This is a genomic window from Seonamhaeicola sp. ML3 (genome assembly GCF_023273855.1).
GTDB lineage: Bacteria > Bacteroidota > Bacteroidia > Flavobacteriales > Flavobacteriaceae > Seonamhaeicola.
In genome coordinates this window covers 1487879-1514646 of the sequence record NZ_CP096884.1, presented here as the reverse complement: position 1 = coordinate 1514646, position 26768 = coordinate 1487879, and the positions used below count along the sequence as shown (strand labels likewise).

The 26768-nt window shown below is 35.5% G+C and carries 18 protein-coding genes; 14 read left to right on the top strand and 4 right to left on the bottom strand.

Annotated elements, in window-relative coordinates; all coding sequences use genetic code 11:
- Positions 1–30: 30 nt before the first annotated feature.
- Positions 31–1377, bottom strand: coding sequence for an RIP metalloprotease RseP (rseP, locus tag M0214_RS06860; protein ID WP_248724724.1), 1347 nt, complete (start codon positions 1375–1377; stop codon positions 31–33).
- A 166-nt stretch (positions 1378–1543) separates the two neighbouring features.
- On the opposite strand from rseP, the gene M0214_RS06855 reads away from it, so the two are divergent.
- From M0214_RS06855 to M0214_RS06835, 5 genes are all read left to right on the top strand, one after another.
- On the top strand, positions 1544–2218 hold the full coding sequence (locus M0214_RS06855; RefSeq protein ID WP_248724723.1) for an SCO family protein: 675 nt from the start codon (positions 1544–1546) through the stop codon (positions 2216–2218).
- 94 nt (positions 2219–2312) lie between these two features.
- Positions 2313–2549 (top strand): FeoA family protein, encoded by a 237-nt coding sequence (locus tag M0214_RS06850; RefSeq protein WP_248724722.1) that lies wholly within the window; start codon positions 2313–2315, stop codon positions 2547–2549.
- Positions 2542–4644 carry a ferrous iron transport protein B gene (gene feoB / locus M0214_RS06845; protein WP_248724721.1) on the top strand — a complete coding sequence of 701 codons (2103 nt, stop codon included), beginning with the start codon at positions 2542–2544 and terminating at the stop codon, positions 4642–4644. The genes M0214_RS06850 and feoB overlap by 8 nt, the downstream gene beginning before the upstream one ends.
- Positions 4645–4839: 195 nt before the next feature.
- Positions 4840–5733 (top strand): DUF1080 domain-containing protein, encoded by an 894-nt coding sequence (locus M0214_RS06840; protein WP_248724720.1) that lies wholly within the window; start codon positions 4840–4842, stop codon positions 5731–5733.
- 170 nt (positions 5734–5903) lie between these two features.
- A complete protein-coding gene (locus M0214_RS06835; protein ID WP_248724719.1) occupies positions 5904–6206 on the top strand; it encodes a carboxypeptidase-like regulatory domain-containing protein in 303 nt (100 codons plus the stop codon).
- Positions 6207–6214: 8 nt separating this feature from the next.
- On the opposite strand, the gene M0214_RS06830 is transcribed toward M0214_RS06835, so the two are convergent.
- Complete coding sequence (locus tag M0214_RS06830) at positions 6215–6871, bottom strand: metal-dependent transcriptional regulator (RefSeq protein ID WP_248724718.1); 657 nt, start codon at positions 6869–6871, stop codon at positions 6215–6217.
- Between the two features lie 99 nt (positions 6872–6970).
- Between M0214_RS06830 and M0214_RS06825 the strand changes: the two genes are divergently transcribed.
- The 9 genes from M0214_RS06825 to M0214_RS06785 all read left to right on the top strand — a co-directional run bounded on the left by M0214_RS06825 (position 6971) and on the right by M0214_RS06785 (position 21634).
- The gene (locus tag M0214_RS06825) at positions 6971–9229 is read left to right on the top strand and encodes a TonB-dependent receptor (RefSeq protein ID WP_248724717.1); all 2259 of its coding nucleotides are present in this window, start codon (positions 6971–6973) and stop codon (positions 9227–9229) included.
- A 10-nt stretch (positions 9230–9239) separates the two neighbouring features.
- Positions 9240–10145 (top strand): metal ABC transporter solute-binding protein, Zn/Mn family, encoded by a 906-nt coding sequence (locus tag M0214_RS06820; protein ID WP_248724716.1) that lies wholly within the window; start codon positions 9240–9242, stop codon positions 10143–10145.
- A 289-nt stretch (positions 10146–10434) separates the two neighbouring features.
- The gene (locus M0214_RS06815) at positions 10435–11214 is read left to right on the top strand and encodes a metal ABC transporter ATP-binding protein (protein WP_305879793.1); all 780 of its coding nucleotides are present in this window, start codon (positions 10435–10437) and stop codon (positions 11212–11214) included.
- A gap of 328 nt (positions 11215–11542) precedes the next feature.
- Positions 11543–12664: a metal ABC transporter permease gene (locus M0214_RS06810; protein ID WP_248724715.1), complete on the top strand. Its 1122-nt coding sequence runs from the start codon at positions 11543–11545 to the stop codon at positions 12662–12664.
- On the top strand, positions 12657–13817 hold the full coding sequence (locus M0214_RS06805) for a metal ABC transporter permease (protein WP_248724714.1): 1161 nt from the start codon (positions 12657–12659) through the stop codon (positions 13815–13817). The genes M0214_RS06810 and M0214_RS06805 overlap by 8 nt, the downstream gene beginning before the upstream one ends.
- A 250-nt stretch (positions 13818–14067) precedes the next feature.
- Positions 14068–17367, top strand: coding sequence for a tetratricopeptide repeat protein (locus M0214_RS06800; protein ID WP_248724713.1), 3300 nt, complete (start codon positions 14068–14070; stop codon positions 17365–17367).
- Between the two features lies 1 nt (position 17368).
- Complete coding sequence (locus M0214_RS06795; RefSeq protein WP_248724712.1) at positions 17369–19285, top strand: DUF3857 domain-containing protein; 1917 nt, start codon at positions 17369–17371, stop codon at positions 19283–19285.
- A gap of 10 nt (positions 19286–19295) precedes the next feature.
- Positions 19296–21260, top strand: a complete 1965-nt coding sequence (locus M0214_RS06790) for a DUF3857 domain-containing protein (RefSeq protein WP_248724711.1) — start codon at positions 19296–19298, stop codon at positions 21258–21260.
- Between the two features lie 14 nt (positions 21261–21274).
- On the top strand, positions 21275–21634 hold the full coding sequence (locus M0214_RS06785; protein ID WP_248724710.1) for a YraN family protein: 360 nt from the start codon (positions 21275–21277) through the stop codon (positions 21632–21634).
- A gap of 116 nt (positions 21635–21750) precedes the next feature.
- On the opposite strand, the gene M0214_RS06780 is transcribed toward M0214_RS06785, so the two are convergent.
- Both M0214_RS06780 and mfd read right to left on the bottom strand, forming a co-directional pair.
- Positions 21751–23079 carry a TlpA disulfide reductase family protein gene (locus tag M0214_RS06780; protein WP_248724709.1) on the bottom strand — a complete coding sequence of 443 codons (1329 nt, stop codon included), beginning with the start codon at positions 23077–23079 and terminating at the stop codon, positions 21751–21753.
- Positions 23080–23099: 20 nt separating this feature from the next.
- Positions 23100–26567 (bottom strand): transcription-repair coupling factor, encoded by a 3468-nt coding sequence (gene mfd / locus M0214_RS06775; protein ID WP_248724708.1) that lies wholly within the window; start codon positions 26565–26567, stop codon positions 23100–23102.
- Positions 26568–26768: the final 201 nt, after the last annotated feature.

Here is a 26768-nt window from a genome sequence, read left to right as displayed (position 1 = left end):
TAATTACTACAATACAATTTTTGAAAAAATTTAATCAAAAATAGCTTTGTATATATCATTACCATTTGCGAATAAAACCAAGGCTATTAAAATAAAGAAACCGACCATTTGGGCATACTCCATAAACTTATCTCCTGGCTTTCTTCCAGATATCATTTCATATAATAAAAACATAACATGGCCGCCATCTAGAGCTGGGATTGGCAGTAAGTTCAAAACCGCTAACATAATGGACAAAAAGGCTGTAATACTCCAAAAAGCCTGCCAGCTCCAAACATTAGGAAATATATCAAAAATAGCCTTAAAACCACCTACACCTTTATAAGCACCGGTACTAGGCGTAAAAATTGCACCTAACTGTTCCCAATAGGAAACCAATCTATCTTTAGCTTTGGTTAAACCAACAGGGAAAGACTCAAAAAAACCATATTCCTTAGTATTGTATTGATAGTAGCCTAAAGCCTCTAATGTTGCCGGAGTAGAACTACTAGCATAGACTAATCCTAGTTTAGCTTCATCACTTATGGATAGAGGTAAATCTATTTCAGATTTATCTCTGACCACTTTTGCGGTAACGTTTTGACCTTTAAATTTTTCTAACCCTTGCAAAACCTCATCGATATACTTAGTTTTATAATCATTGATACCTACTATGAGATCTCCTTTTCTTAAACCACTGTTTTTATTATAAGAGGTGTCTGGAACTTCAACCACAACAAAAGGTTGTCTTAGGTTTATAAAACTTTTTTCTTTTGAATCTATCAATTGAGATAAGAAATCCTCTGGTAAAGTGACAGTAGATTTAACACCATCTCGCTCGATAGTTATGTTTTTACCAAAAAGTACCTTCTCTGAGATTTCATTAAAGTTTTCAATTTCATAACCATCTACTTCCAAAATTTTGTCTCCGGTTAATAGGCCTGCTTTATTTGCAACGGTACTCTCAATAAACAATCCGTCTTTAATGTTTTCGTTGGGCAAGAATTTATCACCGTAGAAGTAACTCATTCCTATGTAAATAAGAATTGCTAAAACAAAATTAACTGTAACACCTCCAAGCATGATGATTAGTCTTTGCCAAGCGGGCTTGGATCTAAATTCCCAGGGCTGAGGCTCTTTTGCCATTTGCTCGGTATCCATACTTTCGTCTATCATCCCAGAGATTTTTACATAACCTCCCAATGGTAACCAACCAATTCCGTATACGGTTTCACCTATTTTCTTTTTAAACAAAGAGAACTTTACATCAAAAAACAGGTAAAACTTCTCTACCCTAGTCTTAAAAGCCTTAGCGGGTACAAAGTGCCCCAACTCATGTAATACTATAAGCAGTGAAAGACTCAATAAAAACTGAGATATTTTTATAACAAACTCCATATGTCTTCAATCAAAATTTCGATAACCGCACAAAAGTAAACTTTTAAACCAAGTATAAAAAGCCATTTATGTTTTGTGCATCTATTTAACACTAATTTAAGCATCTAAAGACGTTCCGAAATTCAAATTTCATCGTATTTTTGCTCAAATATTTCACATGTAAAATATGCTTTCATTTTTTAAAGAGTATAAGACGTTTGCAATTGTTTTTGGTGTTATTTCTGTGATTATAATTGCTATTATATACAACACCCTTAATGTTTATCAACCACTTCCTATCTATCAACCTAATATGGTAAGTACCGAATTGGTAGATAGCACCATTCAGTACAAAAAAAAGTACCATAAAATTGCCGATTTCTCCTTTACCAATCAAAATGGAAAAACCGTAACGCAAAAAGATTACGAGAACAAGATTTATGTTGCCGATTTCTTTTTTACAACATGCCCAACCATTTGCCCGATTATGACCAAAAATATGACAAGTATCCAAAAAGAAATTTTAAATGATGATGATGTTATGCTACTATCGCATTCTGTAACTCCAGAAATAGACACGGTTGCCCAACTAAAACGTTATGCCATAGCAAAAGGGGTTGACGATACGAAATGGAATTTAGTAACTGGCGATAAAAAAGAAATTTATAAAATGGCCCGAAAAAGCTATTTAGCGGTAAAAGATAATGGCGATGGCGGACCCTTCGACATGGTACATACCGAAAATTTTATGCTAATTGATAAGAAGCGTCAAATTCGAGGATTTTATGATGGCACCAAACCCGAGGACATTAAAAAACTATTAAACGATATCTCTCACTTAAGAAAAGAATATAATAATTAGCAGGGTGTACTCTAGATAAACTTTAGACATTTAAACCTTTATACTTTTAAACTTTTAGTTTACTTTTGCTTCTTTAAAATCAATCTAAATAAGCTTGCAAGACACTTTAGCACATCTAAAAAAGGGAGAACGCGCTGTTATTACAGACGTTTCATCGATTCATATCCCTTTAAAGCTTGTAGAAATGGGCTGTTTGCCCGGCAGTGAAGTTGAGCTTGTTCAGGTTGCTCCTTTTGCAGACCCTATGTACCTAAATATCAATGGGTCTCATTTGGCTATAAGAAAAGAAACCGCTACCCATGTTTTAATCGAAAAAGTAAAGCATGAGTAAACAGATCAATGTCGCGTTAATTGGAAACCCTAATACTGGTAAAACATCGGTGTTTAATGCCCTAACTGGCCTTAACCAAAAGGTAGGTAATTATCCAGGCATTACTGTCGAGAAAAAACAAGGCATTTGTAAACTACAGCGTGGTCTTAAGGCTCATATTATAGATCTTCCCGGAACTTACAGTCTTAATGCATCTTCGCTCGATGAAAACGTAGTTATAGAACTACTTTTAAATAAAAACGACAAAGACTTTCCAGACCTTGCCGTTGTTGTTACCGATGTTGAAAATTTAAAAAGAAATCTTTTAATTTTTACACAAATTAAAGATTTGGAAATCCCCACACTTCTTGTGATTAATATGGCAGACAGAATGCCTAAAAAGGGGATAGCTTTAAATATAGATACTTTAGAAAAACAACTCAAGACCAAAATAGCACTTGTTAGTACCCGAAAAAAAGAAGGCATTGAAAACCTAAAAGAGTTTATAACAAATTATACCAATATTTCTAACGAGCCTTGCCTAAAAACAACAGATATTGACCCCGCATATTTTGGTAACCTCCAAAAGGCGTTCCCGAACCAATTATTGTATAAACTTTGGTTGGTTATCACCCAAGATGTAAACTTTGGTAAAACCAACAGAAAAGAAATTGATGCTGTTGCCGATTTCAAGACCAAAAGCAAGGCAGATCTTAAACGATTGCAACAAAAGGAAACGATTAAGCGCTATCAATTTATAAATAGTGCTTTAAAAAAAGGATTAACAGTAGACCCATCTAAGGCAACCGATTTACGTATAAGACTAGATAGAATTTTAACCCATAAATTTTGGGGTTATATCATCTTTTTTGTTGTACTGTTCTTAATGTTTCAAGCGGTTTACGACTGGGCTACATATCCCACAGATTTTATAGACGAAAGCTTCGCCTCACTTGCAGATTGGGTTAAAGACACCTTACCAAAAGGTGCCTTTACAAACCTGCTTTCTGATGGAATTATTGCTGGTATTGGTGGTATTATGGTGTTTATTCCACCAATAGCTTTTCTATTTTTATTTATTGCACTATTGGAAGAAAGTGGCTATATGAGTCGCGTAGTATTTTTAATGGATCGTGTTATGCGTCGTTTTGGTTTGAGTGGCAAAAGTGTCGTGCCTTTAATTTCTGGTAACGCTTGTGCTGTTCCAGCAGTAATGGCTGCTAGAAATATTGAAAACTGGAAAGAACGTCTTATTACAATTTTGGTAACACCCTTTACGACTTGTTCTGCTAGATTACCGGTTTATGTAATTATTATCGCTTTGGTAATTCCTGAAGGTACATTTCTGGGGATGAGTTTCAAAGCACTTACTTTAATGGGACTTTATGTTATTGGGTTCCTAGCCGCAATTTTTTCAGCCTATATCCTGAATAAAATATTGAAGATTAAAAGTAAGTCTTACTTTGTTATTGAAATGCCAAGTTATAAAATCCCAATGTTAAAAAACGTTGCTATTACAGTGCTCGAAAAAACAAAGACGTTCATTTTCGAAGCTGGTAAAATCATACTGGCCATATCTATTGTATTATGGGTATTGGCTTCTTATGGCCCGGGAGAGAATTTCAATAATGCTGAAACTATTGTTAAAAATGAAAATCCTTCAATTCCTCCAGTTGAACTGGAAGACAAAATCGCTTCACATAAATTAGAACACAGTTATATAGGTATTGTTGGAAAAGCTATAGAACCAGTAATTAAACCTCTGGGTTACGATTGGAAAATTGGTATTGGTCTTGTAACATCTTTCGCTGCCCGCGAAGTATTTGTTGGTACGCTTGCTACCATTTACAGTGTTGGTAGTGCAGGCGATAGCGAAGACGAAGAGACTATAAAAAGTAAAATGGCGGCAGAAGTACACGCCAATGGCGCTAAGGTATTTACTTTGGCATCGGGGATTTCACTTCTGTTATTTTATGCCTTTGCCATGCAATGTATGAGTACCCTAGCTGTTGTAAAACGCGAAACCAACAGTTGGAAGTGGCCAATACTTCAACTAGTAGTTATGTCAACTATTGCGTATATTGCAGCATTGATAGCATTTCAATTTTTGAAATAGCTATTAGTAACTTTCAACAACAGTTGATATGAACACCATTATTCAAAACATACTTGTTTTTTGCACATTAGGCTTAGCGCTCCTTTTTTTGATAAAAAAGTTCTGGATTAAAAAAACAGCTTCAAAAAAAGCATGTGGAAACAATAATGATTGTTCTTGCCATTAAAAACTAAATAATCCATTAAAATTTTACAAATGAAAACTAGGTTCCTATTCACATTAATATGCGCTATACTTTTAACAATTAATGGATTTTCTCAGGAAAAAGAGCAGACCATTGTGCTTTTAGATGCCAACTTAACTCATTTCGAAAAGTTTATAGGTGTACCCCACACTACGATTTTAGGGCTTCCTGAAGGGACTCCAAAGTTTGAAGATGTTATTAAAGGGACTCCTCTAGGGCTAAATAACGATATAAAACATGTATTTACTACAACCAATATTAATGGTGAAACTATTCTAAACATATCTGGAGAAATCTACGGAAGCATAACCACAAAAGACAAATTTAGCAACTACCATTTTAGCACCATGTTTAGATGGGGGAATAAGAAATGGGAACCAAGACTTCAACGAAGAAAAGATACAGGTATTTTATACCATAGCTACGGAGACTACGGCAGATTTTGGAACACTTGGAAAACCTGCTTAGAATTTCAAGTACAAGAAACAGATTTGGGAGATTTTATTTCCTTACCAGCTAATACCGTACAACCCAAATTAGGCGGTCCAATAGTTCAGATTAGAGGAGACAACAATAGTAAAACAAAACAATATGACCCCAATTTCGATACGTATTTTGAAGGCAAAGGTTATATAAACGCCTATCTTGAGCCACAAGCACCTCATGGTAACTGGAATCACCTAGAACTTTATGTTGTTGGAAACGATGCCGTTCATGTGGTAAACGGAAAAATTGTTATGGTTGTTGAAAACGCCATAAATCCTGAAACCAATAAACCATTAACCGAAGGACAAATTCAAATTCAATCGGAAGCGGCCGAATGTTATTACAAAGACATGACCCTAACTCCAATAAAGGCTTTTCCCAAATTTATTTTAGAACAAGTAACGTTTAAGCCTGAGTAGAGACTTAAAAAAAGATTAAAAACCAAACGATAAAGCAACACTTTTTAGGAGTAGCCCTAGTTTCAATCACTCTTTTTTGAAGGCTTTGTCCGAATAATTATTTTTTTTAATTATATTCTCGAACTTTTCAATTACTAAGAATTAGTGTTACATGTATTATATCAGGATAAATGAAGACAATTAAACTATTACTTTTCTTTTTACTTATAGGAAGCAGCAGCTTATATGCCCAAAAAATAACTGGTAAAGTTACCGCTTTAAAAAAGGGGCTCTCTAATGTAAAAGTCTATCTAAAAGACACTTCAAAAGAAACTATAACTAATAAATCTGGATTTTTTACCATAGAAAATGTAACTCCTGGCAACTATACTATTGTTGCTTCTTCCGATGGTTATAAGCGTGTAGAGAAAAAAATAAAAGTTGAAGGCAACGTCACCATTATTAGGTTAAAGTTGGAAGACACCGAACTATAAACTACAACTTAGACCAATTTCACGAAAAGGTTATTGGCAATAATACTTGATATTACGAGTTCCTTATCGGCTATTTTGATGGTTACCGAATGATCAAAAGGTTCTATTTGAACAACTTTAACTCGTACTCCCAAAGCGATATTGTGTTTATTCAGATATTGTAAAAAAGCACTAGAAGAATCTTGAACACCCACACAAATACAATCATCGTTAACCGAAGCTTCAGATAATAAAATCTTATCAATTTTTTTAATCTTTCCAGAATCGTCTGGAATAGGGTCGCCATGGGGGTCATGTGTAGGAAAACCTAAAAATGCATCTAACTGACTTATGAGTTTTTTAGATTTAATATGTTCCAATTGTTCCGCTACCTCGTGAATTTCATCCCAAGAGAAGTTTAATTTTTCAACTAAAAACACCTCCCAAAGCCTATGCTTTCTAACAATGTTTATGGCAATTTCCTTTCCTTCTTCAGTTAAGGTAACACCCTGATATTTTTTATAAAACGCATACCCTTTCTCAGAGAGCTTTTTAACCATATCTGTAACAGAAGACGCTTTTGTAGCCATCTCCTTGGCAATGGCATTTGTACTTACAACTTCAAGCCCTTGGTTGCTTAAATGGTAAATGGCCTTAATATAGTTTTCTTCTGTTAGGGTAATCATTGGTGTTTATACAATACTACAAATATAACATAATTAAATACTTAAAATCATTTTTAGATTAGTCTAAATTTATATTTATATTTGCAAAAAAGAAAAACAATGAAGTATATAACACTATTAATTTTCAGTGTTTTAAGCCTAACCTCTCATGCACAAAACAATACCATTAAGCTAACTGGTAAAGTATCTAGCAATGGTACTCCAGTGGCTTTTGCTAACGTCTATCTTAAAGGTACTTCAAAAGGAAGCACAACTAATGAATCCGGTTTTTTTACAATTAAAAATATTACTCCTGGGACCTACACTATTATAGCCTCTTTTACTGGTTATAAGAATACAGAAAAACAAATCACCGTAGAAGGAAATAGCACCACAGTTAAACTGGAATTAGAAGAAGCGCTAAGTTTAGACGAAGTTATAGTTACTGGAACACTTAAAGCAGTATCTAGATTAGAAAGTCCTGTTCCAGTGGAAGTATATTCCCCAACCTTTTTTAAAAAAAACCCAACACCCAATATCTTTGAAGCTCTTCAAAATGTTAACGGAGTAAGACCGCAACTAAATTGTAATGTTTGTAATACTGGTGATATACATATCAATGGTCTCGAGGGACCATACACTCTAGTTTTAATAGATGGAATGCCCATTGTTAGTGGCCTTTCAACAGTTTATGGATTGTCAGGCATACCAAATTCATTAATTGAACAAGTTGAGGTAGTCAAAGGACCTGCTTCTTCTCTTTACGGTAGTGAAGCCGTTGGAGGTTTAATTAATGTGATTACAAAACTACCTGAAAACGCCCCATTGCTGTTTGCTGATACTTTTGTTAGTGATTGGGGAGAAACAAATTTAGATTTAGGGTTTAAAGCTAAGGTTGGGAAAAAAGCACATCTGCTTACAGGTATTAATTATTACAACTACTCCAACCCCATTGACAATAACAATGATAATTTTACCGATGTTACCTTACAAGACCGTATTTCGGTATTTCAAAAATGGGATTTCAAAAGAAAAAATAAACGTCTGTTTTCTCTAGCGGGGCGCTATTTTTATGAAGATCGCTGGGGAGGAGAAATGAACTGGAACTCCAGTTTTAGAGGTGGCAATGAAGTTTACGGAGAAAGTATTTATACATCACGATTTGAAATCATAGGAAACTACCAATTACCAATCAATGAAAAAGTAAACTTCCAGTTCTCTTATTCAGATCATGATCAAAACTCAGTTTACGGAGATATCCCATATATTGCACAACAACGCATAGGTTTTGGGCAATTAATTTGGGATAAGCCTCTTGAAAACCACGACTTACTTTTTGGCTTAACGGCGCGCTATAATTTTTATAATGATAATACACCAGCCACTTTAACGTCAGACGAAGTAACAATACCTTCTATATTTGTTCAGGATGAAATTACACTTTCTGAAAAGCAACGTTTATTATTAGGTGCTCGTTATGATTATGATAGCAGACATGGTTCAATTTTTACACCAAGAATAGCTTATAGATTTAAACCAACCGAGGACGATATTATACGGTTGAATGCAGGTACAGGCTTTAGGGTGGTTAATTTATTTACCGAAGACCATGCCGCACTCACAGGAGCAAGAGATGTTATTATTGAAGAGGCGTTAGATCCAGAACAATCCTATAACGTTACACTTAACTATTTAAAAAAGATTTATTCAAAATCTGGTAAAATATTTACGCTAGATGCATCTGCCTGGTATACTTATTTTACAAATGCAATCATCCCAGATTACGACACCAATCCTAACCAAATTATTTACGATAATTTAGATGGAAACTCCACATCAAAAGGTGTAAGTTTGAATATCGATGCCATTTTAGGAAGCGGTATTCAAGCATCTATTGGTGCCACCCTACAAGAAGTTTCTCAAAATGAAAAGGGTATAAAAACTAGACAAATATTAACCGAAAGATTTACTAGTGTTTGGTCTATTTCATACAAAAATTACCCAACTAATCTAACCCTGGATTACACTGGAAATCTATACGGGCCTATGCGATTACCAACGCTTGGCGATTTAGACCCAAGAAGCGAATACTCACCAACTTGGAGTATCCAAAATATTCAATTAACTTTTACTGGACTAACTAATTTAGAGTTCTATGCAGGTATAAAGAATCTTCTAAATTGGACTCCCAACAAAGGAAATCCATTTATAATAGCCCGAAGTGATGATCCATTTGATGAAAATGTACAGTTTGATAATAATGGTAATGTTGTTCCTACTACAGATAACCCTTATGCCTTGACATTTGATCCATCTTATGTATATGCTCCTAACCAAGGCAGGCGATTATTTTTCGGATTAAGATATCATTTAAACTAGGTTTATAACTATGAAACGTATTATTCTTATTCTAACAATCATAAGTGTATTTTTAGGATGTAAAAACAACAAAAAAGATAACGGCAAACTAAATGTGGTTACAACTACCACAATGATTACCGATTTAGTCAGAAATATTGGGGATACCTTAGTTAATGTTCAAGGCTTAATGGGAAGCGGGGTAGATCCGCATCTCTACAAAGCCAGTGAAGGCGACGTCTCTAAATTGGTAAATGCTGATATTATTTTCTATAACGGCTTACATCTTGAAGGCAAACTTGTGGAAGTGTTCGAGAAAATGAAGAATAAAAAAACAGTAGCAGTTTCCTATATTCTAGATAAAAACACCTTAATAGGTTCTGATTATTTCGCTTCCAATTATGACCCACATATTTGGTTTAATATAGACTACTGGAAGCAAGCAACAGAATATGTTGTTAGCATTCTTTCTGAGGAGGCACCTGATAAAAAAGAACTTTTTACTGCTAACGGTGAAGCGTATTTAACCAAACTTGATGTTTTAAAGCATAAAGTCGAAAACGCTATTTCATCTTTACCAAAAGATCAACGTATTTTAATTACTGCTCACGATGCCTTTAATTACTTCGGAAAATCATTTAACTTTGAAGTCGTTGGTTTACAAGGACTTTCTACAGCTACCGAAGCAGGTGTACAAGACGTTCAAAACTTGTCAAAATTCATAATAGAAAAGAAAGTCAAAGCTATTTTTGTAGAGAGCTCAGTTCCAAAACGCACTATTGAAGCGCTGCAAGCAGCTGTAAAATCAAAAAACCATGAGGTTATCATTGGAGGAACACTATATTCCGATGCTCTAGGAGACGCAGGAACAGTGGAGGGCACATATATTGGCATGTATGAATATAATGTAAGGACTATTGTGGAGGCACTTAGATAAAAGCCCCTCCTAACCTCCCCCAAGGGGAGGAAACATAACTCTGGTTAGAATATTAGAATTTAAAATTAGTGTATTAAAGAAATAAAATAGCAGAAAACCAAGTCCCGAATTCCGATGCAATCGGAATCATCAATCTGCAGAAATAAAGAGTGAAAAAACGGAATTGCGAAGCGCAGCTTCAAGCATGTAGTTTTGAAAACGAATGTTCCGCAGGAATTTCCTCAGATTGATTTGATTTTTTGGTTCGTTTTGTATCAAGACAAAATGAACAAATAAAACAAAAGTCCAAATGGCGTTTAATACAAATAAGATGAATAAAGAGACACCTGCATCCGCAGCTGATATCGCCGTTAAAGTAGACGACCTTACCGTGGCCTATAACTACAAACCTGTGTTATGGGATATCGACTTAGAAATACCAGAAGGCGTCCTCATGGCTATTGTTGGTCCTAATGGTGCCGGAAAATCTACTTTAATCAAGTCTATATTAGGAATCTTAAAACCTATTGCTGGAAGTGTAAGCATTTATGGCAAACCTTACGAAAAGCAAAGACAGTTAGTGGCTTATGTTCCACAAAAAGGAAGTGTAGATTGGGACTTCCCTACTACTGCTTTGGATGTGGTTATGATGGGAACTTACGGAAGTTTAGGCTGGATAAAACGTCCTGGGCAGAAACAAAAAAAGGCAGCACTAGAAGCACTTGAAAAAGTGGGGATGCTTCCTTTTAAAAACCGACAAATAAGTCAGTTATCTGGTGGGCAGCAACAGCGAATTTTTTTAGCCAGAGCATTAGTGCAAAATGCATCCATTTATTTTATGGACGAGCCTTTCCAGGGAGTTGATGCAACAACAGAAATAGCCATTATAAACATACTAAAAGAACTCAGAAAAGCAGGAAAAACGGTTATTGTAGTTCACCATGATTTACAAACAGTACCAGAATATTTTGATTGGGTGACCTTCCTGAACGTAAAAAAGATAGCCACCGGACCTGTTAAGGATATATTCAACGATGACAATTTAACAAAGACTTACGGCATTAACTATAAAGTGAGTATACAGGAGTAGCCCATTGGCTGTTGGCTGTTGGCTGTTGGCTGTTGGCAAAAATGAATAAATAAAACATAAAAAAGTAAAAGGGCAGAAAACCAATTCCCAAGTTCCGACAGCGTCGGAATCATCAAATTTCAGAAATAATGAGTGAAGGAATGAAAATGCGAAACGAAGTTTCAAGTACGAAATTCCGGAATGAGTGGTGCTTTAGCAATTTCCTAAATTTGATATGATTTTTTGGTTCGTTTTGCATCCCCGCCTGCTGTCGGGCAGGAAGGCAAAATGAACAGAAAAAAGTAAGAAATCGCGAATAAAAGAAGAGATTCCTGAGTTCGCTATAAGTATGGATATTTTAAAATACATAGAATTAGTCTTTACAGACTACACCCTAAGAACCATTACCTTAGGAACCGCCATACTAGGTGCAGTTACAGGTATGTTAGGCAGCTTTGCAGTACTTAGAAAACAAAGCTTACTGGGTGATGCCATTTCGCATGCTGCATTACCTGGAATAGCCTTAGCATTTTTAATAACGGGTGCCAAAGATAGCAATGTACTTCTTTTAGGTGCTTTAGTAAGCGGACTCATTGGCACCTTTTGGATTAGAGGTATCATTACCAAAACCCATTTAAAATCTGATACTGCTCTAGGACTCATCCTTTCTTTGTTTTTTGGGTTTGGAATGTTACTGTTGACTTTTATTCAAAAACAACCCAATGCCAATCAGGCGGGACTTGACAAATATTTATTTGGGCAAGCAGCCACATTAGTGGTAAAAGATGTTTGGGTGATGGCTATTGTTACGGGCATTTGCCTTATCATTTTGCTACTCTTCTGGAAAGAGTTTAAAATCCTGTTGTTTGATGCCGATTTCACAAAAACCTTGGGATTCAATACCAAAACCATCGATATTTTAATTACCAGTTTTATTGTTTTAGCCATTGTTTTAGGGCTTCAAACGGTTGGTGTTGTTCTAATGAGTGCGATGTTATTGGCACCAGCGGCCGCGGCAAGACAATGGACAAATAGTTTAGGGAAAATGGTATTATTAGCCGCTATATTTGGTGCACTTTCGGGGGTATTCGGAACCGCTATAAGCGCTACCCAAAACAACCTTTCTACAGGTCCTGTTATAGTAATTATAGCCAGTGTTTTTGTATTCGTATCTTTTGTATTTTCCCCAAGTCGCGGTCTATTATTTAAGCAAATCCGATTTATAAAAAACCGTCGCGATTTAAAACTAAACAAGACCTTGGCTTTTATGTATCATATTGCCGAAACTCACGAAAACATATCACATCCGCATACCACTAAAATCTTAAATAATTTTCAAGGTTTTACCAAAGCTACCCTTCAAAAGTTAGTCAATAAAAACTATGTTAAACTACAGGGAAATATGTGGAGTTTAACACCTGAAGGATTTAAAGCAGCATCTAATCTATATAACCAACAAGAAGATGAGTAGTGCTCAAATAGAAATACAACTTATTGGGTGCTTAGCAGCAATTGCTTGTGCCATTCCCGGCACCTTCTTGGTATTGCGTAAAATGGCCATGATAAGCGATGCCATAAGCCATTCTATTTTACCGGGTATTGTTATTGGTTTCTTTATCACTCAAGACCTCAACTCTCCGTTATTGATTTTACTAGCAGCCATTACAGGGATAATAACGGTTATCTTGGTGGAGTATATTCAAAAAACTGGATTGGTAAAAGAAGACACAGCCATTGGCCTAGTCTTTCCCGCACTATTTAGTATTGGTGTTATAATGATTGCAAAAAATGCCAACGATGTGCATTTAGATGTAGATGCCGTATTATTAGGTGAATTGACCTTTGCACCTTTTGATAGGTTTATGGTTTCAGGAATCGATTTGGGCCCAAAATCCTTATGGGTAATAGGCAGTATATTAATGGTAACCGTAGGATTATTATTTGCTTTTTTCAAAGAACTAAAAGTTAGCACCTTCGATGCTGGCTTGGCGGCGTCTTTAGGATTCTCACCAGCGATTATGCATTACGGTTTAATGAGCATTTCTTCGGTAACTACGGTTGGTGCTTTTGATGCCGTTGGTGCTATTTTGGTGGTGGCACTTATGATTGCTCCAGCTGCAACAGCATATCTGCTCACAAATAACTTAAAGCGCATGCTGTTATACGCCATCGGTTTTGGTGTTTTTAGCGCCATATCGGGCTATTGGGTGGCACATTGGTTAGATGCTTCTATATCGGGTTCTATAACAACCGTTCTGGGACTCATCTTTTTAATGGTTTATTTATTTGCTCCAGACAGAGGAATTATTGCCGTCTTGTACAGAGAAAAACAGCAACGCACAGAGGTTTCGCTATTAACCTTTCTGTTGCACTTAAAAAACCATAACGAGGAAGAAGAACGCCATGTAAACCACTTAAACGAACATATTAATTGGCAAAAGGTACGTAGCAAAACCGTATTGGATTTAGCACTAAAAAACAATATGATTGTTATTCAAAATAATATAGTAACGTTAACAGACAAAGGCGACCAATTTACGTCTAAAGCTATCGATTATATCATGACCAACAAAGACGCCCAGATTGAACACATGAAAGAAGACTTCTTTTTGTTTAGAGGGTAGTTAGTTATTCTGAATATAGTGAAGAATCTCATGCATTCTAATAGATTCATCAGTCGTTCCTCCTTCTGAATGACAAGTATTATTTTCATTTATAGACCTGCTTTGAAAACAGAAGCCCCAATGTACCATGTTTGGAGTTTTTCAATTCCTCATTTTAATCATGTAGTTCATCAAAAAAATGATTTTTTCGGACTTAAAATCAATGAAAATTTGTAATTTTTCCCACGTTCACTTTAGTAAAATCTTATTCATGAAAAAAGCCTTAGTACTAGCAACGCTTTTTATATCTTCTTTACAATCTTTTGCCCAAGAAAAAATACCATTTGTTGATGTCGATGAAGTCTTAGAATTGGTCTCAAAAAGTTCAGATGAAGGTGACTATGCAAAAACTCTAGAACATCTAAATAAAATTAACAAGAGTGATTCATCGTACTGTTCAATTCTCACCTCTAAATCTTATTACCTGCTAAATTCTGAAAAATATGAAGAGGTTATACAAACAACCAATGAAGGTTTAAGTTTAGGTTGTCATGACACAAAATTATCTTTCTACATAAATAAAGGACTGGCTTATAATTACATGGAAGATTACGATAAGGCCTTAAAAGTGTTTAACGAAGGGCTTAAAATATTTCCTAAAAACTACTTACTGTGGTACAACAAAGGTGTTGTGCTAGAAAGTTCAGACCGCCTTGAAGACGCCATAAAAGCCTATCAAGAATCTATAGTATTAAGACCAACTTACATAAGACCGCATTTACAGCTTGGCAATATTTGTTATAAACAACGCCGTATTACTCAAGCATTAATGTGCTATGATGTTTACTTACTGCTAAAATTTGGTGACAAAAGCGCTTTCAATACATTACAGTCCCTAAATAATGTAGTAAAAGAAAAAAATGAGAACGAACCGAACCCCGATTTGGAAATCTCGGTCGATGATGAGGCTTTCGACGAAATAGATTTAATTATAGAAAACAGAATAGCTCTTAACAAAAACTATAACGTTGATAACAAAATCAACATCTCGCTTACCAAACAGAACCATGCATTATTGGCACAGATAGAAGATTTTGAGGGCAATGGCGGTTTCTGGGACCAGAACTATGTACCCTTATTTAAATGGATTGCAAACAATAACTTATTTGACGGATTTACATATACCTTATCTCATTCCATTAAAAATGAAAAACTCAAAAAAATTATTGATCAACACGAAAAAGATATCTTAGATTTTAGAAATGCTTTTTACAGAAAATGGTACGATATTTTAGGTGCAAATACCGAATTGCTGATTGATGGAAAAAAGCAAAAGGGCAACTATAGCTATAACAACTACGATGCACAAGGTATGGGTGTTCTTAAAAACGATACCAATATTGGATTTTGGCAATTTTTTACCGAAAACGGGCAGTTATTTTCTGAAGGCTCACATGATGGCAACGGAGAGCGAATTGGTAAATGGACTTGGTATTTTAAAAACGGTAAAATAAACGAAATTGCTAACTATGAAGGCGGAAAGCTAAACGGTGCATTTCTTAATTTTTACGACAACGTAAAGCCTAAAATAATAACCACCTATAAAGACGGGGCGCTACACGGTGAATACAAATATCATAACGATGATGGGGCGCTAATTCAAAAGAAATTCTTCAAAAACGGAAAGCTAGATGGTTTATATAAATCCTATTTTAAAGTGGGCGAAGAACTTTTAGAATGGCATATTCCTTATGCCAACGATAGTGTCGTATCTGTAGCTACCGAATATTATGCCAATGGCGATGTTTACGCCGAAATTCCTTTTAAAAATGGCAAAAGGCATGGTGTGGAAAAGAAATACCATTTTAATAAAAAACTGTCATCTGAAATCTCTTATGCCAATGGAGAACTTAATGGCCCTTACAAAACATATTTCAATAATGGTAACATAGAAGAAGAAGGCTTCAGTAAAGATAATTTCTATGATAGCCCCTGGAAAATATACCACAAAGACGGTACTTTAAAAATAGAACAAACCTATGTTAAAGGGAGTTTAAACGATATTTATAAAGAATATGACACAGATGGTAAGTTATATTCAGAATTCGAATACAGAAAAGGAGAAGTTATTGCCTATAAATACTATAATAAGAATGGTGAAATTATTAAAGAAGCCCGCAAAAAAGGTGGTGAGTTTAGCTTTATAGGCCATACACCTCAAGGGACAGTTAATGCTAAGGGGCTTTACGACATTAAAGGTGGAAAAGAGGGACCTTGGGAGTTTTTCTCCAATAACGGAGTGCTTACCGGCAAAGGAACTTATAAAGACAATATGGCCATTGGAGAGCATTTAAATTATTACAATAACGGTGAAATAGAATCTATATCTTCATACAGGAATGATTCTCTAACGGGTTACTATGCCGCCTATCATCTTAATGGTCAATTAAAAAGACAAGGTTGGAACAAAAATGGTTCGTCTGTGGGCGAGTGGCGTTCGTACTATATCGATGGTACACTAGAAGAAATAAACTTTTACCATAAAGACGATTTACACGGCTACCAAGAAACTTTTAGCGTTGATGGTAAGCTAAAAAGCAGATACCTCTACAAATATGGCAAGGTACTTAGCGAAACCTACTTTAACAAAGATGGGGAAGCCATGGGAACTTGTAATTATGCCCCAGAAGCATCTCAATACAATCTTGTTTATAATTACGAGAATGGAAAACCTGAAATGACAATTCCCTATGTAAACGGAGTAAAACATGGCACATTCATTGCTTACGACTATTATGGCAATATCAGTTTAAAAGGAGATTATAATAATGGCGAAATGAATGGTGAGTGGATTTGGTATTACGAAAATGGCAAAAAAGACATTGTAAAAAACTATAGAGACGGTAATCTGCATGGTGAGTTGATAGATTATTACAAGAGTGGAAATATTGAGGAAAAACGATATTATGAATTTGGTAATGCTGAAGGTAAATGGCTTGGCTACCACGAAAACGGAAAAGTCTCTGATGAGAAAAACTACTACAACGACAAGCTGCATGGTAAACGCAAATTCTTTAGCAAATCTGGACATCTGCAACTCATAAGATTCTACGAACATGGACGATTGATAGGCTATAGTTACCTAGACACTAATTCTAAAGAAGTACCCATGATTCCTCTGGAAAGAGAAACTGGAAAGATTATATCTTATTTTGATAATGGGAAAGTTTCTAGAGAAATGGAATATTTAAACGGCGACTTAGTTAATAACTATAAAGAGTATTACTACTCTGGGCAGTTAGAAAGTGAAATGAATTTTATTGCTGATAAATACAATGGCCCAGTGACCAGCTTTTACCAAAACGGGACTAAAAAATCCGTATTCAACTATCAATACGGTGTCCTTCAAGGTTTAGCTGTATTGTATCATGAAAATGGAAAATTAAAGGAAGAAATAAATTACAGAAACGATGTGTTACATGGAGAGAATAAATATTTCGATGATAACGGAAAGCTGGTTAAGATTGAATTTAACCACAATGGCGATATATACAAAGTTGAAACCTTCTAGCATGCGCTTACTTTTCACCATACTTTTTGTAACGGCCACATGTTTGGGCCAAGAATCCAAGGAATTCAAACTTTATAAAAAGTTGTATCCCAATGCAAATTCGGTAACGCTTAATAAAAACACGACCATTACGATTGAACTTAATGATGGTAACATAGATATAACCCAAGAGTTTCTTGAAGAAGATTTGTATTTAAGCGAAGGGGCAAGCTATGCTTCTAAAAGGGCGCTTAGCTTTTCTTCTTTCTTTGAATTGGAAAAGGTAGAAGCCTCTTCTTTTGTGTTTTCCAACGGAAAATACAAAGAATTTGAAGTTACCGATTTTAAGGAAAAAGATGAGCTAGACGATTCTTTTTATGATGATTCCAAGTCTCTAAATTTTATATTTCCTAATTTAAAAAAAGGCGCGAAATCGGTTTTAAAATATACTGAGAACGTAAAGAACCCCCGCTTTTTAAGTCCGTTTTATTTTGGTGATTTTTCACCAATCGTAAATAATAAAGTAACCATTGTGGCCGACAAAGGCATTGAAATGTCATTTAAAGAATTCAATACCGATCATTTAAACATAGATTTCAAAAAACAAGAAAAAAGAGGAGCTAACATATACACATGGGAATTGAATAACATAGATGAATACGAGATAGAATCCAATGCCCCATCTTATAAAACAATATTTCCGCATATTGTACCCATAATAACGTCTTACCAATATAAAAACGAGAGTGAAAATTTAGCCCAAAACGTTTCAGACCTCTATAACTGGTACTATTCTTTGGTAAAAGATGTAAACCAAGAAGAGGTAGACGAAAACCTGGTTAAATTGGTTGAAGACCTTACAGCTAATAAAGCTAGCGACTTAGAAAAGGTGAAAGCTATTTATTACTGGACCCAAAAAAACATAAAGTACATTGCTTTTGAATATGCTTTAGGAGGATTTATTCCCAGACAGGCCAACGAGGTTTACCAAAAAAAGTATGGCGATTGTAAAGACAATTCCAGTATTCTTTATAAAATGCTCGAGATTGCTGACTTAAAAGGCGATTTAACTTGGATTGGCACACGAAAAATACCCTATACCTATAGTGAGGTTCCTACGCCTATTGTAGACAACCACATGATTCTTTCTTATACCGATAGCAATAACAAAACCTATTTCTTAGATGCTACGGGAAGGTATGTCGCTATAGATTATCCAACGTCCTTTATTCAAGGAAAAGAAGCCCTAATTGCCAATGGCCCTTCAGATTTCATAGTTAAAAAAGTACCTGTAGTGCCTGCCGAAAAAAATGCGGTTATAGATACCGCGTATGTTAAACTCGAGAACGAACATATTTTAGGGACTTCTAAAACCGAAATATCTGGATATAATAAAATAGATACATTTCACTACCTCGAGGATAAAACTACCGATGAAAAAATTAAAAGTTTTTACAATACGCGGTTACGCAAAGGGTCGAATAAATTCCTGATACAATCATTTAAGGAAACCAATAAGTACGATTACGAAAAAAACTTTGTCATAGATTATGAGTTCTCTATTAATGATTATGCAAAAAAATTGGGTAATGAAATCTACCTCAATCTAAATTTTATAAAAGACTTATCGTCTTACAAAACCGATAAAGACAGGAAAAACGCAATAGAATACGAACACAAAAACTACTTTAGTTATACCACATATTTAAAAATACCCGAGGGTTACTCCGTTGACTACATTCCGGAAAATGTAGATTTATCTAACGATTATCTGTCAAGTAATATTACTTACTCTGTTAAAGACAACGAAATAACCTATCACCACAGTTTTAAACTAGATTTTATTACGTTAGATTTAGAGCAGCAAAAGGACGTTAATGCACTTATAAAGAACATAGAAAAAGCATTCAAAGAAGTTATTATTCTGAAAAAAATATAATCCACTAAACATGTTAAAAAACAAATTACTACTGGCTATTGTTTTATTTACCCAAATAATCTTAGCTCAAACAACGCCATTTTACGAAACCTATTCGTGGGAAGAAAGTCCATCTTACGCTGTTGAAAACGGAACAACAGACGATGTTATCGCACTTAAAGACAAAATCCTAACAGAATTTCACTTTCAAGAAAACGGGCTTGTAGAGTACTTTTTGGAACACCGTGTGCTTTGGTTAAATTCCGATGAACAGATTGAATACTACAACAAGATCTATTTACCGTATAACAACTCTTCAGAGCTTAAAGTCAATAAGGCCAGAGTGATTAATAAAAATGGAGAAATAATTGAGTTGGACGATTCTAAAATCTTAACTGCTCAAGATGAAGAAACAGGTAGAAACTACAAATTTTTTGCATTCGAGGGCATAGAAAAGGGCAGTTTTATAGAATATTACTACGTGGTAAAACGCTATCCGAGATACCGAGGGAACAAAATCAATTTTCAATCAGACTTTAAGAAACAAAATGTAGAGTTCGATTTGTACGCTCCAAAGAATTTGGTTTTCGATTTTAAATCGCTCAACGATGCTCCAGAAATTATTCAGGATACTGTTATAAAAGACAAACTTCACTGGAGTTTAAGAGTTAATGATATAAGTGCTCTTGAGAAAGAAGAATTATCGGCTTATAACGCGTCAAAAAAAGCAGTAGTGTATAAACTCGACAGAAACACAGCCGATAACTCCAGAGATATTTCATCTTACACCAAAGTAGCGCAAAACATTTACAGTTTTTATTATGGTGAATTAAGTAGCAAAGCGCAGGGCGCCATTAAAAAATTCATAAAAGAAGCTATTGATAATACCAATCAGGGTGAAGAGGACCTTATTAGGAATCTGGAGTTTTATATTAAGAGCAATATTTATGTTGCCGAAGATAGTAGCGAAAGTCTGGAAAATCTTGTTGAAGTAGTCGATAAAAAAATCGCTAACGAAACCGGTATTTTAAAACTTTATATCAGCCTTTTCAAAGCTTTAAATATAAAGCACGAACTTGTTCTTACAAGTAACAGGCTTGAGCTCAAGTTTGATCGAGACTTCGAGGCCAACAATTATCTTACAGACTTTTTAATTTATTTCCCTAAATCTAAAAAGTACCTTTCGCCTACGGAACCCGAGTCGCGTTTTGGCTTCCCTCCTGCTTACCTTACCGATAATTACGGTCTTTTTATTAAAGAAGTTAAGGTGGGCGACTTTGTTTCTGGACTTGGAAAAACAAAATTCATAAAACCTATAACGGCAGATGAAACCGTGGATAAAATGATTATTGATGTCAATTTCGAAACCGATAATATTTCAAATAGTAAGATTAAACTAGACCACGCTATGGGCGGTTACTATGCCATGTATTTTCAGCCCTATATTCATTTAATAAAAGATGAAGATCGAGAGGAACTCATAGATGGTATTGCTAAAAGAATTCATGAAGACATTAACATTACTAAAAAAGAAATATTCAACGACGACCCTAAATTATCTGGCGCAAAACCCATTCGGTTTGTTATAGATTTTGAAACCGAGGCACTGACAGAAAAAGCAGGTAGAAAATATCTATTTAAAGCAGGCGATTTAATAGGAGCGCAAATGCAACTTTATCAAGAAAAATCCAGAGTACTGCCTGTTGAGAACGAGTTTAATCGCAGTTATCTAAGAACAATAAACATTAAAATTCCCGAGGGTTACAAAGTGGCCAATCTAGATGATATTAATATTAAAAATACCTTTGAAAAAGATGGTGAGGAGTTACTCATTTTCCACTCTTACTACGAAATAAAAGACAATGTGTTATCGATTACAGCCGACGAGCATTATCGTGAAAACATCATCGCTACAAAAGATTACGAAGCCTACAGAACGGTAATAAATAGTGCCGCCGATTTTAATAAACTTGTTCTCATTTTCGAGCCTATATAAACGTTGTATCCATAATGGCAAAACACAACGAACTCGGTAAAAAAGGAGAACAACTAGCAGTTGATTTCTTAGTACAAAATAATTATGAAATTGTTGAACGTAATTACCGATTTGATAAAGCCGAAGTAGATGTCATCGCCCAAAAAGATGACATCCTAGCCATTATTGAAGTAAAAACACGTTCTACTACAGATTTTGGAAATCCGCAGGACTTTGTTAAGCCAAAACAAATAAAAAACCTAGTAAAGGCCGTTGATGAATATGTAACCGTTAATGGCCTGGATGTCGAGGTACGATTTGATATCATCGCTATTGTTAAGGAAGGGAAGCAATTTAAAATAGAGCATTTAGAAGACGCTTTTTATCACTTTTGACACTCTGGTGTCTCCCTGAACTCGTTTCAGGGTCTGCTCAAACCTACGATGAGATACTGAAATGAATTCAGCATGACAAATAGATGCTTGAGTCGTTCCTCCTTCTGGAGGAAAGACTAGTTTTCCAATACTTTTTTTAAAGCCTCAAAATCCTCTGGTTTAGCAGTAATCTTTTTGTCTTTATCGAGCACAAAATATGTAGGTGTTGCTGAAACACTGTAGGTGTTACCAATTTCATTATCCCACTTTCCTTCGCCATACACATGAACAAAATTGGGATAATCGTAAGTTAAGCTTTTCCAATCATTGGGTTCATCTTCTAAGCCAATGGCTATAACTTTTAGGTGCACTTTAGTTTCACAAAAAGTATATAATTGTGGTATTTCATCTAAACAATGTCCGCAAGTACTACTCCAGAAAACAATAACATACTCTTTAAAACCATCAAAATCCATTAACTTTCTAGAAGTCGTTTTTCCTTCTTCAACTATTTCAAAAGAGAAATCTGGAGCTGTTTTCCCCAAAGACACATCGGCGTATTTAATAAGTGTATTTAATAGTTCCTGGTCATTCAATTCTACCGCAATATCCATCAAATACTTTTCAGAAATATAGTTAGCTACACTTTCAAAATTTAAATCGGCCATTTGCTGCCATAGACTTAACAGTAAGATTCGTTTTACCGCCATAGGCGCAGGTGCCATGGCTTTACAGGCAACATCAATATTGTTCTTGTAGTTTTTAATATCGTCTTCAGAATCCATAGTCATGCCAAAGACGTAATTCAATATTTTCTCCTCTAAAAAGTTCGAGCTTTGTAATGTGATATTAGTGAAATCAATATGATCAAAATAATGTTGTTTTATGTTGTTCACGTAGGTTTTAACATCTTCAAAAGTCTCCGGAATATAGGGTGTATTTGCTTTAATAAACTCTAGGACAATACGGCCTTTAGCTGCAGCCTCGAAATTTGTTTGTGCCCCTTTTTGCGTTTTAAATATTTTTGCCAAAGCCAAGGTATCTTCACTTTGCTCGGTGAAAAACTTACTGATACTATGGGTTACCATAGACATGCTATTTGTGTACGAAGCCAATAACGAATTTTCTATTGATGATAAAAATTCAACTCCCGTTTCACTATTAAAGCTCAATTCAATGTCTTCTTTCCCATTGTAAATAATATCAAAATTATAATCTTCTTGAGGCAGGGCGTAAACCAACCTGTACATACCTTTGGTTGCAGTAGAATCTAATTGAATCTCGAAAATACCATCCTCACCAATTTCAGCATTGGCAATGTACTCTGAAACCGTGGGTGTAACTTTATAAAGAATGGCCACATTATAATCTTCGGCAGGAGTAAATGTTCCCTTAATAGTATGCTGTGCCAAAAGCACTGAAGGCAAAAAAATTAATATTAAGATGTATTTTAGGACACTGTTCATTTACTAAATCTTGACAAATATCAAGCCACAATAGGTTTCAATAGCGCTAAGGCTTTTTCTACAGAATTTACATTATCAAAAGTAAGTAATAATCGTAAGCCTTGGCGTGTTTGTTTCTCTTTCATTTTACACAACTTGGAATTTGATTGTACATAACCCAAAAGTTTAGTAAAAGCTGGACTTTGATAAAAATTACTTTGTTGATCACTTATAAAATAACCGATAAGTTTTCCTTGCTTCATAATAACCTTTTCAAATCCAATCTTTGTGGCAATCCACTTTATTTGGACACTATAAAGTAAATCGGTCACTTGCTCTGGAAGTTCACCAAACCTGTCGATTAAATCTTTTTCGAAAGTTGCTAATTCTTCTTCGGTTTTAAGTTCGTTTAATTTGGTATAGAGGCTTAATCTTTCAGCAATATTATTCACGTAACTATCTGGGAAAAGTAACTCAAAATCAGAATCGATAGTCACATCTTTCACATAAACCTTATCTTCGTCTGGTTCGTTATATAAATCCTTGAACTCGTTTTCTTTGAGTTCTTCGATGGCTTCGTTCAATATTTTTTGATAGGTATCGAATCCTATTTCATTGATAAATCCGCTTTGTTCCCCGCCTAGTAAATCTCCAGCACCACGGATTTCCAAATCCTTCATGGCAATGTTGAATCCGCTACCCAACTCTGTAAATTGTTCTAATGCCGAAATACGCTTACGTGCATCTTCGGTCATAGCAGAATAGTCTGGCGTGATGAAATAACAGAACGCTTTTTTGTTACTTCTACCCACACGACCACGCATTTGGTGCAAGTCGCTCAACCCAAAATTATTGGCATTATTAATAAAAATGGTATTGGCGTTAGGTACATCCAAGCCGCTTTCTACAATGGTTGTACTCACAAGAACATCAAACTCACCATTAATGAACGATAACATAAGCTGCTCAAGCTTCTTGCCTTCCATTTGCCCATGACCAATAGCCACTTTAGCATCTGGAACCAGACGTTGTATTAACCCGGCCACTTCTTTAATATTTTCGATTCTGTTATGGATAAAGAATACTTGCCCACCACGTTGAATTTCATAGCTCACGGCATCGCGAACCGTTTCTTCATTAAAACGAATCACGTGACTTTCTATGGGGTATCTATTTGGCGGAGGCGTGGTAATGACCGATAAATCACGAGCTGCCATTAAACTAAACTGAAGTGTTCTAGGAATTGGCGTGGCGGTTAATGTCAATACATCTACATTCTCCTTTATGGTCTTTAGCTTTTCTTTTACGGCCACTCCAAATTTCTGTTCCTCATCAACTATCAAAAGCCCTAAATCTTTAAACTTTACGTTTTTATTAACGAGCTGATGTGTTCCAATAATAATATCCACCTTGCCCTGCTCTAAGGCTTCTAAAGTCAGTCGTTTTTCCTTAGCGGTTCTAAATCGATTTAAGTAATCAACAACAACTGGGAAATCCTCTAGTCGTTTTCTAAATGTTCTAGCATGTTGATAGGCCAAAATGGTTGTTGGCACCAAAACGGCGACCTGTTTTCCGTTATCAACCGCTTTAAAGGCTGCACGAATAGCTACTTCGGTTTTCCCAAAACCAACATCGCCACAAACTAAACGATCCATGGGACGCTCGCTTTCCATATCGGCTTTTATATCTGCCGTAGCAGTACTTTGGTCTGGAGTGTCTTCGTAAATAAAAGAAGCCTCCAACTCATGCTGCATGTAGCTATCAGGGTTGTATTGATAGCCCTTTCTGGTCTTTCGTTTGGCGTATAACTTTATCAGGTTAAAGGCAATATGCTTTACGCGAGCCTTGGTTTTCTGTTTAAGGGTTTTCCATGCCGAACTACCAAGTTTATAGACTTTTGGGGGCTTACCATCCTTCCCTGTGTACTTTGTAATTTTATGAAGCGAATGGATGCTTAAATACAGAATATCACGCTCGCCGTAAATCAATTTGATGGCTTCCTGTTTCTTACCTTCTACATCTATTTTTTTTAGCCCTCCAAAACGACCAATACCATGGTCTATGTGCGTAACATAATCCCCAACATCTAAGTTGGTGAGTTCCTTTAGAGTAATCGCCTGCTTTTTAGCATACCCATTTTTAATGTGGAACTTATGATAACGCTCAAATATTTGATGGTCTGTGTAACAAACTATTTTATTGTCATGGTCTACAAACCCCTGGTGCAGCGATTGTACAATGGTTTTGTAATGTACCTCCTGGTCTACATCATCAAAAATATCGTGAAAACGTTTGGCCTGTTGCTCACTTACGCAGGCTATAAAATTGACGTAACCTTTATCATGATTGGAGTTTAAATCATCTATCAATAAGTTGAATTGCTTATTGAAAGCTGGTTGTGGGGTGGTGTTAAAATTTATGACGTTGTCATTACGAGGAGCTTGCGACGTGGTAATCTCATTATTTTGAAGAGATTGCTTCATTTCATTCGCAATGACGCCTGAGGTGTCCTTAAGAGATTCTTCGCTTCGCTCTGAATGACAAAAGAAACGCTGTGTCCCAAACTCAATCAAAGAGAAATCCAACAATTGCTTTTTTAGTAATTCAGAATTACAAAACAGTTCTTCCGGCTTGCTGTGCTTCAATTCTGTAGATAGTTCTTTAAAAGCGTCTTCGGCCTTACTGAAGAAATCATCAATCCTTGAAAAGCACAAGTCTGCATTCTTCAAACAAACTACTGTCTTCTGAGCGATATATTTTAGGAAACTCTGGCGGCTTTCTTCCAAAAACTTATTGGCAACATTGGGTATAACATTGATTTTTTTAATCTGGTCTACCGAAAGTTGCGATTCTACATCAAAAGTCCTGATACTATCTACCTCATCCCCAAAAAACTCAATACGGTAGGGTTCATCATGTGAAAATGAAAACACATCTACTATACCACCACGAACCGAAAACTCTCCAGGCTCGGTCACAAAATCTACACGCTTGAATTGGTATTCAAACAAAACTTCATTTACAAAATCTATAGACAGATTATCACCAACAGCAACTTTTAGGGTATTACGCTCCAACTCCCTTCTGGTGACCACTTTCTCAAAAAGCGCATCTGGATAAGTGACAATTATTGCCGGTTTTTTACGGGAATTGATTCTATTTAAAACCTCGGCCCGCAACAAAACGTTGGCATTGTCTGTCTCTTCAATCTGATATGGCCTACGGTAACTCCCCGGATAGAACAACACATCTTTATCGTTAATAAGCTGTTCTAAATCGTTTAGGTAATGTGCCGCCTCTTCTTTATCATTAAAAATTAATAGAAAAGGTTTTTCTGAAGCTTTAAAAACACTTGAAATAACATAGGAAAAGGCGGAGCCTACTAATCCTTTTAGATGTGTTTTATTAGGCTTGCCCTGAGCGGAGCCGAAGGGTTGGGCAATAGCAGACCGCAGATTTTGCGTTTGCAAAGTCTGTGCATAGGTTTGAGAAATATGGGGTTGACTCACCTATTTTTATTTAGAGGTGCAAATATAAACCTTAAATTCATTTTATGAATGATTTAGCTACTGTTAAACAAAAAGATTTTTGTGTTTTACAATGCATTACCCAGCTTGAATTTATCATAAAAATTGTCGAACTTCGTTCAAGCAAGCATCTAAGCCATTAAAATTGCGCGTATTCATGGTAACCGTTGGCTAGAACTAATT